The sequence below is a fragment of the Psychromonas sp. MB-3u-54 genome, from assembly GCF_002836415.1.
GTDB lineage: Bacteria > Pseudomonadota > Gammaproteobacteria > Enterobacterales > Psychromonadaceae > Psychromonas.
Genome location: NZ_PJBP01000177.1, coordinates 12,547 through 24,471, shown reverse-complemented (window position 1 = coordinate 24,471; position 11,925 = coordinate 12,547). Strand labels below are relative to the sequence as shown.

General features: G+C 38.5%; 12 protein-coding genes. 5 read left to right on the top strand and 7 right to left on the bottom strand.

All coding sequences use genetic code 11. From position 1 onward, the window contains the following. Positions 1-2: 2 nt before the first annotated feature. From CXF72_RS15630 to CXF72_RS15610, 5 genes are all read left to right on the top strand, one after another. Positions 3-278, top strand: a complete 276-nt coding sequence (locus CXF72_RS15630) for a hypothetical protein (protein ID WP_101040363.1) — start codon at positions 3-5, stop codon at positions 276-278. A 208-nt stretch (positions 279-486) separates the two neighbouring features. Continuing rightward, positions 487-1,131: a MotA/TolQ/ExbB proton channel family protein gene (locus tag CXF72_RS15625; RefSeq protein ID WP_101040361.1), complete on the top strand. Its 645-nt coding sequence runs from the start codon at positions 487-489 to the stop codon at positions 1,129-1,131. A gap of 14 nt (positions 1,132-1,145) precedes the next feature. Next, the gene (locus CXF72_RS15620) at positions 1,146-1,700 is read left to right on the top strand and encodes an ExbD/TolR family protein (RefSeq protein WP_101040359.1); all 555 of its coding nucleotides are present in this window, start codon (positions 1,146-1,148) and stop codon (positions 1,698-1,700) included. Further along, the gene (locus CXF72_RS15615) at positions 1,697-2,245 is read left to right on the top strand and encodes an ExbD/TolR family protein (protein WP_101040357.1); all 549 of its coding nucleotides are present in this window, start codon (positions 1,697-1,699) and stop codon (positions 2,243-2,245) included. The genes CXF72_RS15620 and CXF72_RS15615 overlap by 4 nt, the downstream gene beginning before the upstream one ends. Beyond that, the gene (locus CXF72_RS15610; RefSeq protein WP_157823275.1) at positions 2,245-3,264 is read left to right on the top strand and encodes an AgmX/PglI C-terminal domain-containing protein; all 1,020 of its coding nucleotides are present in this window, start codon (positions 2,245-2,247) and stop codon (positions 3,262-3,264) included. The genes CXF72_RS15615 and CXF72_RS15610 overlap by 1 nt, the downstream gene beginning before the upstream one ends. 946 nt (positions 3,265-4,210) lie before the next feature. Here CXF72_RS15610 and tpiA read toward each other — a convergent pair. From tpiA to CXF72_RS15575, 7 genes are all read right to left on the bottom strand, one after another. Beyond that, the gene (gene tpiA / locus CXF72_RS15605) at positions 4,211-4,963 is read right to left on the bottom strand and encodes a triose-phosphate isomerase (RefSeq protein ID WP_101040353.1); all 753 of its coding nucleotides are present in this window, start codon (positions 4,961-4,963) and stop codon (positions 4,211-4,213) included. Positions 4,964-5,125: 162 nt separating this feature from the next. Then, entirely contained in the window at positions 5,126-6,055 is a 930-nt protein-coding gene (gene ttcA / locus CXF72_RS15600) for a tRNA 2-thiocytidine(32) synthetase TtcA (protein WP_101040351.1), read from the bottom strand. A 120-nt stretch (positions 6,056-6,175) separates the two neighbouring features. After that, positions 6,176-8,047 (bottom strand): EAL domain-containing protein, encoded by a 1,872-nt coding sequence (locus tag CXF72_RS15595; RefSeq protein ID WP_101040349.1) that lies wholly within the window; start codon positions 8,045-8,047, stop codon positions 6,176-6,178. 244 nt (positions 8,048-8,291) lie between these two features. Beyond that, positions 8,292-9,071, bottom strand: coding sequence for an ATP-binding cassette domain-containing protein (locus tag CXF72_RS15590; RefSeq protein WP_101040348.1), 780 nt, complete (start codon positions 9,069-9,071; stop codon positions 8,292-8,294). Continuing rightward, positions 9,068-10,078: an oligopeptide/dipeptide ABC transporter ATP-binding protein gene (locus tag CXF72_RS15585; protein ID WP_101040345.1), complete on the bottom strand. Its 1,011-nt coding sequence runs from the start codon at positions 10,076-10,078 to the stop codon at positions 9,068-9,070. The genes CXF72_RS15590 and CXF72_RS15585 overlap by 4 nt, the downstream gene beginning before the upstream one ends. Then, a complete protein-coding gene (locus tag CXF72_RS15580; protein WP_101040343.1) occupies positions 10,078-10,968 on the bottom strand; it encodes an ABC transporter permease subunit in 891 nt (296 codons plus the stop codon). Before CXF72_RS15580 ends, CXF72_RS15585 begins: the two co-directional genes overlap by 1 nt. Further along, a complete protein-coding gene (locus CXF72_RS15575; protein ID WP_101040414.1) occupies positions 10,955-11,923 on the bottom strand; it encodes an ABC transporter permease subunit in 969 nt (322 codons plus the stop codon). The genes CXF72_RS15580 and CXF72_RS15575 overlap by 14 nt, the downstream gene beginning before the upstream one ends. Positions 11,924-11,925: the final 2 nt, after the last annotated feature.

Below are 11,925 nucleotides of genomic sequence, written 5' to 3'. Positions count from 1 at the left end.
TAATGAAAATGTTTACAGTGGCCGTTATGTTGTTGTTGGCTCCATGTGCGAGTGCTGAAGTGACTACCGATAAACCCCGCAAGGTACTGTCGTTGCAATCAGACATTATCGCGGACAAAGAGCAGCCTAAAGTCATGACTATTGTACCTTGGCAAAAATCTGAAGTATTTAGTGAGATACCGGTTCAGCTGGTTAATGACAAAAATCAGCAAAAATTTAGACCACTGGATGCAGCTAGTTTAGCCCGCGAAATGGAATACTTTAAGGCAGACCATTAATGGCAAGATAATATAGAGCAATAAATATAGGCTTAGAAATAGGGGGGCAATAAATTATTGATAGTTATTGCATTTTTAAAGAATTTGGATGGTTGTTCAAGTACATTTTCGAGAATTCATTCTTAGAGTAACACTTCGTTATCAGCAATTATTATTACAAAACTAAAATAATATTTTAATAATCACATTACATTTTTTGGAGTACTTTATGTTCGATACAATTATTCGTTTTTTCCAGGAAGGTGGCGACTTCATGCTACCTATCGCAATTGTATTAGCTATTGGTTTAGCTATTGCACTTGAGCGTGCGATCTATTTATTTAGAGTGTCACGTCAAAATGGTAAAGCGATCGCAATTATTAACCCAATGTTAAAAAATCTTGAATTCAACAATATTGCATTATTAACAGAGAAATCGGAAATCACCGGTATTTTTCAAGCGGGTATCCGTCGTATGAAGCAAACCGCTGAGCGTCAAGAAATTGAATATGCAATGGAAGAAGGGATAATGGATGCATTACCACAACTTGAAAAGCGTACTCAGTATCTAGCCACCTTGGCGAACATTTCCACCTTATTGGGTCTATTAGGGACAATTATTGGTCTTATTGCGGCATTCTCAGCAGTAGCAAATGCGGATCCTGCTGAAAAAGCAAGCTTGCTGTCAGAATCTATTTCGGTCGCGATGAATACGACTGCATTTGGTCTTATTGCAGCTATCCCATTATTAGGTTTCCACGCAGTGTTGCAGACTAAAACCTTAGATATTATTACTAATCTGGAAACAGCGGGTGTTAAGTTTTTAAATATTATCGCCAAAAACAATCTGCTTTCTAATGTTGAAACTAAGTAGTTAGGGTTTTAATTATGTTTAGAAAGCAGAGGATCAAGCGTGAAGACGTAGAACTAGATATCACTTCGTTTATGAATTTGATGATTGTGTTGGTGCCCGTGCTTTTGATGATGATGGTATTTTCACATATTACCGTGTTAGATCTTAAGCTACCTCAGTTAAGCGACACAACTGAACAGTCTCAGCTGCTAAGCGATGAGGAAAAGCAGATTGAAATCATAGTATTTAAACAGCAGATTGAAATTTATTACCCGCAATCACATTTACTTAAGGTAATTCCGGCTGATGATAATGGTTATGATTACGATTTATTTGTCACTACACTCAAACAGCTGAAAGCTGCATTGATCAGTGAAAATATCCAAAAAAAGGACGTGTCTCTTCTCTTACAAGAAGATACGAATTATCAAACTATTATTGCTTTGATGGATAAAACACGATCTTACAAAGCGGTGGTTGTTGCATCGGTGGTCGATGCAGAGCTTTTTCCAGACATCTCATTGGGTGATGCGCCGATTCGGACAGAAACTGTATCAGTAGAAGCGTCAGTTCAAGAGGTAAGCCAATGAAAAAATCGGCAAGACAAGTTCGCATGGAACACCACCAGACGCGAATGAAAAAAACCTCTAGGTTATCGCTAGTATCACTGATGGATATTTTTACTATTTTGGTGTTTTTCTTGATGGTGAACGCTTCCGATGTACAAGTGCTGCAAAATAATAAAGAGCTGCAACTGCCTGAGTCTGTTTCTAAAGCAAGCGCACGGGATAACTTGGTGCTGACCATTTTTGAGTCGACTATTTTGCTTCAAGGTAAACCTATTGTTAAGGTTGCTGATCTTAAGGAGAGTAAAAGTGCTGAAATTGGGCGTTTAACTAAAGAGTTAAACTATTACAGTGCAAAGTCACCATTATCAGATGAAAATCTTGACGAGGGGCGAGGAATTAACATTCTGGCAGATAAAAATGTACCCTATTCACTCTTAAAGATAGTGATGCAAACCGCTGCAGGTGCTGGTTATACCAATATTTCTTTAGCTGTAGAGCAAGTGTATGGTGCCAGTGATGAACAATTCATTCAGGCTCAGCATTCAACGACGGGGACTAGTCTGTAGTGAATAATTTTGAAAATAGAAGCCTACCAACATGGGATACTCAACTCGGCAATAGGTTTTTTAACAGACTAACTTTAGGGATGGTAGCAATAACACTGCTATCTTCAGTGTTTGTTTCATTTGTGGAGTTGCCAGAACTAAGTCGGGAAGAGAAAGAAAAGTTACCTCCGCAATTGATCAAAATAATGAAGAGCAAGGTCGCAGTAAAACCACCTGAGATTAAACCCGAACCGAAAAAAATTGAAGCTGAACCTAAGCCGGAACCTAAACCTAAACCTAAACCTAAACCAGAACCTAAGCCGGAAACTAAACCAAAACCGGAGCCAAAACCTAAGCCGGAACCAAAACCGAAGCCGGAACCAAAACCGAAGCCTCAAATAGCTGAAAAAGCGCTTGACGAAAAAGTACAGAAATCTGGCCTGTTAGCGTTATCGAAACAGTTAAATGCCATGCGTGACATTGCTAAAGCCGTGCCGTCTGTAGCCCCTACTGCTAATAGTGGCTTAGCCGAAGGTAATGGAACTGACGCAAAAACGGAACGGGTTATGCTTGGACAAAAAGTGACAGGCACCTCTGGTGGTCTTACGGGTAAACGCTTTAGTGATGTGGGGGAAACTAGCAAACTAGCTTCAAATCAGTCAGGTCAAGTTGCTCAAGTGGCAACGGTCGTTGATGAAATAGCGAAGCAGGTAGAAGTCATTCAGGCTGTTGAAAGAGCTTCAGGACAACGCAGTAGCGAATCAATTCGGCAAATGTTTGATAGGAATAAAAGTGCTATCTATTCTGTCTACCGCCGAGCGTTGCGCAGCGACCCAAGCTTGGAAGGCAGTGTTACGGTTAAGCTAATTATCTTACCTGATGGTAGTGTTTCTGCCGTTAAGATTATTGCTTCTGAAATCGAAATTGATAATTATGATTTTGCTGGAAAACTATTACGTAGAATTCGTTTGATTAACTTTGGTTCTAAACTGCTTGCCGAAACGGAGCTGGAATATACATTTAATTTTTTACCATTTTAACCACTCTCATTTTTAACTTCAGCTATCTATGGCTTCATCAATACTGATGATGCCATTTTTTTGTCCTGTAAAGCTTGCTAATCCGCTCACTTGCAAGAAAGTGATATTATACCAATCCGCATAAATATCTGACCTATCTTACTTGTTAAAATTAACGCTAGCTTCGTTGTTTTCAATCTCAATAGCCAGCTATTGCTCAATCAAACGTCTTGCTATCATTACTTTTTCCTTCGCAATTTTAGACCATTTACTTATGCGGATTGGTATTAGAGGGGAGATCATTCCTATGACAAGGGGAGCAGGAACCAATAGTGATACCAAAAGAAATTAAATTGTGATCTGAAGTTAATTAATGGAATGGGTAGAGTGCATTCTATGCTCCGCAGGCAGTGGCAATCGGTGCGTGGAGCGCACCCTACGGGCTGGTCTTTCTCTGTGTAGCGCGCAGCGCCTCGGTGTTCTCTGTGGTAGTCCCTTTAAAGTGCTGTTCAGGCTTAAAAGCAACAGGCCGAACCTAAAGGCCCGGTTCCGAGAGCTGCTGCACACTTTATCCTTTGAAGGCATTGATCATAAATTTAATACGTTTGGTATGAGCTTCGAAGGAAGCGGTCGTCAGTTAAATGTCAGCTGATTTCAGGCTATTGGTGGATAAAATTCCAAAAAAGTGCAAAGCTGAGGTGGTAGATATAATGTAATGGTCCATAAAAAAAACACTTTCTTAGCAACTCTGTGCTCATAATAAATCAGTGATAAATACCCATTAACTGCATGTGCTGGTTTACCATTTTAATAAGTAAGATAATCTAAAATGCTTAGTTCTACTCTTTTTTTTTGAATATATCATGGTTTTTATTACAAAGTGAGAAATCAGACGAGAAACTAAAAAGGCGCTTAACAGCGCCTTTTATAGATATTAACTATTAACTATAAATATTAAATTATAAGGCTATTTAGCACCTTCAATAATACCAACAAACTCTTCAACCAATAATGCCGCACCACCAACTAAACCACCGTCAATGTCAGGCTGGGCAAATAATTCTTTTGCACTTGAAGCTTTAACACTGCCGCCATAAAGGATTTGTACTTTTGCTGCAACAACTTTGCTTTGCTCTGCTAACCAAGTACGAATGTGCGCGTGAACGTCTTGAGCTTGCTCTGAAGATGCAACTTTACCTGTACCGATAGCCCAAACTGGCTCGTATGCGATGACAGAGTTTTCTAATGCGTCAATGCCTGCAACATCGATAACTGCTTTAAGTTGTGTTTCTACAACAGCAAATGTTTTATCAGTTTCACGCTCTTCTAGTGTTTCACCAATACACAAGACAGGGACTAAAGCATTAGCCTGAATAGCAACAAATTTAGCGGCTACAACGGCATCTGTTTCATTGTGGTACTGACGACGTTCACTGTGACCGACTAAGCTGTATTTAGCGCCGAATTCTTTAACCATTACAGGAGAAGTTTCACCCGTAAAAGCACCTGAAACATTGGTGCTTACGTCTTGAGCACCAAATTCGATGCTGTTATCTGCAACCAGGTTAGCGACTTGTTCGATGAAAATAGTGGGCGGGCAAACGACTACTTCAACATTTTTTGCTGAATCGGCTGCAGCTTCAATGCCTTTGATTAAAGCTGATACAGATTCTTTTGTACCATTTAATTTCCAGTTACCCATTACTAGTGGTGTTCTCATGCTTTTCTCCATTATTGTTATTAAATTAAAATTTGTATTCGAGTATAAATGACTATTGCGTTAAGCCTACCTTTTTTTTAGAAACAGATCAGATCATGCTTTCTAAGAGACAATACTATGATCTGTAACAAAGCGAATAGATTGAAATGTCGCCTTTTAATGCTAAATTAATTGTTTTATTTTAACGGCTTGATGCTGTTGATAATATTCTGTTTCGATCGGGGTGATGTCTTCAGTGTGATGCTTTATGGGTTCTTTATCAAAAGCGATATCGCCACCATCAATTACCCCGGAACTTTTGTCTATCTCTTTAAAATTAAAAAGAGCGGTGTCTGAAAGATGTGAAGGAACAACATTTTGCATGGCGGTAAACATAGTTTCTAGCCTGCCCGGGAATTTAACATCCCATTCGTTCAACATATTCTTGGTGACTTGTCGCTGTAAATTGGGTTGTGAACCGCACAAATTACAGGGAATAATGGGGTATTCTTTGAGTTTTGCGTAGGCTTCAATCTCTTTTTCTTTACAGTAGGCTAACGGGCGGATAACAACGTGTTCACCGTTATCAGAAACCAGTTTTGCCGGCATAGATTTTAATTTACCGCCAAAAAACATGTTTAACATTAGCGTTGCTAATAAGTCATCTCTATGATGTCCAAGGGCAATTTTAGTCGCGCCTAATTCTTTAGCTGTCCGATATAAAATGCCGCGTCTTAAACGTGAGCATAAACTGCAGGTTGTTTTACCTTCCGGAATTTTATCTTGCACAATACTGTAGGTGTCTTCTTCTACTATTTTGTAATCAACGCCTAACTTTTGTAAATATTCAGGCAGGATATGCTCGGGGAAATCAGGTTGTTTTTGATCTAAGTTTACGGCAATGATCTCAAAGTGTATGGGTGCAGCCGCGCGTAACTCAAGTAAAATATCAAGCATAGTAAAACTATCTTTTCCCCCCGACAAGCAAACCATAACCCGGTCACCATCTTCAATCATATTGTAATCTGCGATAGCTTGACCTGTGGATTTCCGTAAAGATTTGTTCAGTTTTTTTAGTGAGAACTGTTGTTTTTTTGAAAGTACGTCTGACATGAATAAACCTTGAAAAAGAGAGCCGAGGATTTGCGGGGTATTGTACAAAAATAATTTTTAAGATGCAAAGCCCGACTTGCATCACGTCGGGCAATTTAATGTGATTGTTATGTTAATTGACTATATCAAGTTCACTTGGCCGGGGATCTTTAGTTCGCTCGGGCGTGCGATTAAGAAGCCTTGAATACCATCTATATGCATGGTTTCCAATATCTGCTTTTGCGCTAAATGCTCGACGCCTTCGGCGATAACAGAACAATTCATGCGGTGCGCAACATCTATAATCATCCTTATAAATTGTTGATTCGCACTGTCAAGTTCAATATTATTGATTAAACTTGAATCAATTTTAACAAAATCAGGTTTAAGTGTCCTAAGGAGGCCAAATGAACCAATCCCTTTACCAAAGTTACTAATTGCAGATCGTGTCCCGGTGCGCCTGAGCATATCAAAAACCCGTTTACTTGAAACAATATTACTATCGAGCAACTCTTCCTGCATTTCGAAAGTGAGTAATGCGGCTACTTTAGGATCACGTAATAATAATCTTTCTAACCACACGATAAAGCTACTGTTCTGCATAGCAGAGCTGCTTATATTGATCCCCCAACGACTGTTCTGGTCGGTTTTCTTGCGGCATTGATTTATTACTTCTCCGATAATTAATTGCTCAAGTTTAATTATCATATCAACACGTTGAGCCATTGCAAAAATAGTCTCTGCGGGTGTCACATGACCATCATCCGATACGAATCGGGTGAAAATTTCCTCATAGCCGACCATATCAGGTGGAAGTGTTAGAATAGGTTGGTGTAATAATATGACCCCCTTTTGGGCGATAATATTCTCGATCACAGTACGCCACTGTTGCTGTCCAAATTGGTTATCATTATCATTACTTTGTTGAAATACCCAGCTATTAACGCCTTCTGTTTGAGCTTTTGCCAATGCTAAATCAGTTCGTGCCAATACCTGTTCGGGCTTCTGTCCAGACAGGAATGATGATATGCCATTGTAGGCAATACTGCCGAGGTTATGCTGAGCTTGATATTGGTCAAATAGAGCCTTTAAGTCTTGTGCAATTTGTTGCGCTTCGTTGACGCTCATTCCCGGTGCTATCAACGCAAAATCGGAACCGCTGATCCGGTAAACCGATATATTTTTATGGGGAGAGGTCACTTTGAGGATAATTGCAGTGAGATTTTCAAGGTATAAATCACCCTGCATGAAGCCCTGCTGAGAGTTTATTGCCAGTAATTCACTTGCTCTGATAATAGATAAGATGGCGTGTTTTTGTCCGCTCTCTGCACTTAAAATTTCGGTTAAGGTTTTGCGAAATGCACTTCTGTTATTCACGCCAGTGAGATTGTCAGTCGTCGCCTGCTGCGTCAATCTGGTTATTTTTTCTTTCTGTTCATTTAATTTGTTTTGGAATGCTTCTTTTTGATCATTTAATATTGCAGAAACCTTAGTATAGGGACCCTGCAGTGTCGTTGTCTCAGATATTTCATTAATAAGTGCTATCTCAATGTTTTTAAACAGGCGATAGAAATTAAACATTATAAATGTCGACACAATGATTAATGCGCTATATAGGGTAAAAAGAATATTTGGCAACAGTCCGAATAGGGCATCATTATTAGACTTAAATTCAATTAACTGCGTGCTATTTTCGGAGCTGACAAAAGTGGAGGGGATAGAAAATAAAAATCGGCTGATCCCTGCTGCCTGTTTGTTTTCATAGACCAATGGCAGCATTAACTGCGGGTTAGTTATTTTAATATAAGAAAATTGATTGTGTTCAACTAATCGGCTTAATGATGATTCATCCACAAACAGGGGAGCTTCATCTAAACTTAGTGCTTGTATAAGCTGTTCTTGTTGCTGAGAAAGAAGTGGATTAAAAACAACTTTTATAATCAAAGTAATAGCCACTGCTGATAAAAATGTAAATAAATAATTTACCCAGATCGTTTTTTTATAATTGTTCATCCAAATTGACTCCATGATTTTCTGAACGCTAATATATTCTTTTTGCTAAAATTTCCGGATAGTGAAAATCCGCTCGATTCCATCTGCTGCTGGTGATGAGTTTTCATGGTGTATTGTTATTGGACTATTGAAGACTGACTGACAATAATAATAAAAATTTTTATTAAAAGCTATTGATTTAAAATATAACATATAACGTACAATATATGGTATATAAAGTATAAATCAATGAAGAATCATGGGATTATTTCCTGTAGTCTGGCTGTTGGCTTTTTAGTAAATTTTTGGTGATCATCTTCTGAGGTGAATTGAATATATTATCCGTTGTATTATTCTCAACGATAATGCCCTTTTGCATAACAATAATTTGATCGCTGATATGACGAACTAAGTTCATATGATGCGAAATAAATATAAAACTAACCCCTTTTTTTTCTTGTATCTTCAATAAAATATTTACTATTTTAAAACCGAGAGAGATATCTAAGGTTGATAAAATTGAATCTGCGATAACGACATCAGGATTTAAGACCATCGCCCGTGCTATGGCAACTTGATGTTGTTGAACCGCTGATAACATATTTGGGTAGAATTGCAGATAATCCGGTAATAAACCAACCAGCTCTAATGTTGCTATGATCTGTTGCTTACGTTGTGCTGCCGTTAAATCAGTATTTAACTCCAGCGGGGCGGATAATATTTTCCCGATAGTCATTTTAGGGTTGAGGGATACTTTTGGATTCTGAAATATCATACGAACCGATTTACACCTGTCCTGTCGTGTCATGGTAGCAAGAGCATGATCATTAATATAAATATCACCTGAAGTACTTGGGATCACGCCTGCGATCATCTGTACAAGCGTGCTTTTTCCTGATCCATTTTCACCAATAATGGTCAAAATTTTCCCCTTCTCAAGGGTGAAATTTATTGGTCCTACGGCATTACGAAAGCCGGAGGACAAAAAAAACTTACTGCCTTTGTATTGTTTATATAAATTATCTATGCGAAGAAGTGCGGTCATGCTGTTTTTTCATCTAAGGTTGGGTAATGGCAACGGACCGTATGTCCTTTATAATTTGACGTATCAGGATTTTTTACGCAGGTTCTTTGCGCTCGCGGACAGCGCGGTCCCAAGCGACAACCTATAGGTATTTGGTTGGAGGAGGGAATGTTCCCCTGCAATGTATATAATTGACTTTTATGGATAATAGATTCGTTAAAATTTAGAGTGGTTTTTATCATTGCTTCTGTATAGGGATGCATTGGGCTTTCAGTGATTTTTTTATAACTACCGGACTCAACAGCCTGACCACAGTAAATCAGAGTGATAAAATCGGATAAATGACAGATAGAGCCAAAGTTATTACTTAATAATAAAATAGTGGTACTGTGCAACCTATTTAATTTATACAATAAGCGCAGTATCTGCGCCTGAGTCACGGCTTCCATGGCATTGGTTGGTTCGTCTGCAATAATAAGTCTCGGATTATTAGCAATTGCCATTGCGATCATTATTTTTTGGCAAATACCTTCCGATAGCTGGTGAGGATAACTTTGTAATACAGCTTGATCATTCTGAATGCCAACTTTGTGAAATAACGCTTTTATTTGTTGAGTTGATGTTTTCTTTCTATCGTGCTTTATTTTATCAAATATTCGGTTTTTTAAAGAGATATCAGGTAAAACTTCGTTTATTTGCGGAAATATTTTTTTACTTGGATCTAAGTAAGAACGGGGATGTTGAAATATCATGGCAATTTCCTTTCCCATTATTTTACGCCGCTCAGACGGAGAGAGTTTAGTTAAATCCTTTGAGTCTAAAAACATTCTATCGACTGTTACTTTCCAATTTGGGTTATGTAATCCTAATATAGCGCTGGCAATTAAACTTTTACCTGAGCCCGACTCTCCAAAAAAACCATGTATTGAACCATCAACAATATGTAATGATACTTTATCAACAACCCGCGTAGTGCCCTGGGCCGTTGTGATATCGATACTTAAGTTGCGTATATCTAATAGAGCCATCAATCTTCCCCTTGTATAATTGCATGGCGTAAACCTTCCGTAAATATATTAACAACCATAATGATAATAAAAATCAGCAGACCTGGCAGTATGATAAGCCAGGGGGATAAATAAGACAGATCGATACTGTCGGCGATTAGCTTACCCAACTCAATATCAGGTGATTGGGTGCCAAACCCTAAGAAACCGAGCGTTGCGATTTCTAATATTGCCATAGTGAAAATCCTATTGACCAGCGTTACTATCGGTTCGAGGATATTTGGGTATATACCAAACCGCAGCAGACGTATATTGGTTGCCCCGTCAAGTTGAAGGGCAACCACATATTGTTTGTTTAATTGGCTGTCGATGGTGTTGTAGATGCCCCGTATAAACTGCGGCAGGAGTGAAAGTGAGACTGCTATTAAGGCATTTTGATAACTCGGGTCGAACAACACAATTAAAATAAACGCGATAAGTAATGTCGGAATAGTTAAAAGTGCATCTAGAAGGTGATGTAAAACACTGGCTTTAAGACCTCTGGTTAAAGCCGCTGTCGAGCCGATAATAGCACCAACAAAGGTGATAGCACAGGTGATAACTAATGCGCCACCGAAGGTGAATTGAAAACCTTTAATTAAACGCGCTAAGGTATCCCTTCCTAAATCATCGGTGCCAAAAAGATGCTCAGTGGTTCCGCCTTCAATCCAATAAGGGGCTGATAATAAGTGTTCTGGATCCTGTAAAAAAGGGGAGTAAAGCACGATAACATCGGCAAACAAGGAAATCAGGATAAGCCCAATACCAACCCACATGGCAAAAACCGCAAAATTATTTTTGAGAAAAATAGACCAAATATAATGCAATGGGGATTGTATTTTTTGCTCGTTAAATTCGTTATTTATCAGCATATAACATTTTCCGTGTGGTGGGGGAAATAAACATCTGTAAAATATCGATGACTATGCTCGATAATAAAATGAATCCCGAAATAATGATAACAGCTGCAGAGAGTGCCAAATAATCGCCGGCTTTGATGCTGGTCAATAACCAAACACCTGATCCTTGAGCATCAAATACAATTTCTACCGTCATCGCAATAGAAATAATGGTATTTAACTGCAGTCTTAATTGAGGAATAATAGGCGGCAATGCATTTTTTAAAACATGCCGGAAAACAATCTGTATTACCGTTAGCCCTTTAGTATTTGCGGCTTTTATGTAATTACTTTTCATGACTTGAGATATTGAATATCGGGTGAGTCTGATTATTTCACTGGTTAGAAAAAAAGATAAAACCACCGAGGGTAATATCAGATGCGTTAAACGATCGACAAAGGCTGCCAGGTTATATAAGTCTGATGCTAATAAACTGTCTATCAGTTGAAAACCGGTGATCATTGGAATGTCATAGATGGGGCTGATATTGCCGTCAACTGGCAGTCCCATATCGAATGTTATAGGTAACATAATCAGCATGATAGCCAGCCAAAACGCGGGCAGCGCCAGACCAATAAGTGCAATTGACATAATGGTATAATCCAGAATCCCATTACGATAAATTCCAGAAAAAATACCCAGCGGTATACCAATAATAACCGAGGTTAGTAAAGCCACTAAACAGAGTTCGAGTGTTGAGGAAAATGCAATCAGTCCATTCTGCATATGAGATTTTTGGTTGATTAATGAAATTCCCCATTGACCTTGTAAAATATTACCCATGTAATCCAAATAAAGGATAAAGACATTAACATCTTGAACAGTGCGTGCCTGATTTGACCAAAGTGAGATTATAAATGCAATGATGGAAAGAATAAGTGCTGTAATTAATAATAAATTTAAGCGCCGAAATAAATAGTTAAGCATAG

Bases quoted from the DNA above. Each gene is read 5' to 3' on its own strand.
- ttcA (WP_101040351.1), bottom strand. From the start codon at position 6,055: ATGTCAGACGTACTTTCAAAAAAACAACAGTTCTCACTAAAAAAACTG.
- CXF72_RS15620 (WP_101040359.1), top strand. From the start codon at position 1,146: ATGTTTAGAAAGCAGAGGATCAAGCGTGAAGACGTAGAACTAGATATC.
- CXF72_RS15575 (WP_101040414.1), bottom strand. From the start codon at position 11,923: ATGCTTAACTATTTATTTCGGCGCTTAAATTTATTATTAATTACAGCA.
- CXF72_RS15580 (WP_101040343.1), bottom strand. From the start codon at position 10,968: ATGCTGATAAATAACGAATTTAACGAGCAAAAAATACAATCCCCATTG.
- CXF72_RS15590 (WP_101040348.1), bottom strand. From the start codon at position 9,071: ATGACCGCACTTCTTCGCATAGATAATTTATATAAACAATACAAAGGC.
- CXF72_RS15595 (WP_101040349.1), bottom strand. From the start codon at position 8,047: ATGAACAATTATAAAAAAACGATCTGGGTAAATTATTTATTTACATTT.
- tpiA (WP_101040353.1), bottom strand. From the start codon at position 4,963: ATGAGAACACCACTAGTAATGGGTAACTGGAAATTAAATGGTACAAAA.
- CXF72_RS15630 (WP_101040363.1), top strand. From the start codon at position 3: ATGAAAATGTTTACAGTGGCCGTTATGTTGTTGTTGGCTCCATGTGCG.
- CXF72_RS15615 (WP_101040357.1), top strand. From the start codon at position 1,697: ATGAAAAAATCGGCAAGACAAGTTCGCATGGAACACCACCAGACGCGA.
- CXF72_RS15625 (WP_101040361.1), top strand. From the start codon at position 487: ATGTTCGATACAATTATTCGTTTTTTCCAGGAAGGTGGCGACTTCATG.
- CXF72_RS15585 (WP_101040345.1), bottom strand. From the start codon at position 10,078: ATGGCTCTATTAGATATACGCAACTTAAGTATCGATATCACAACGGCC.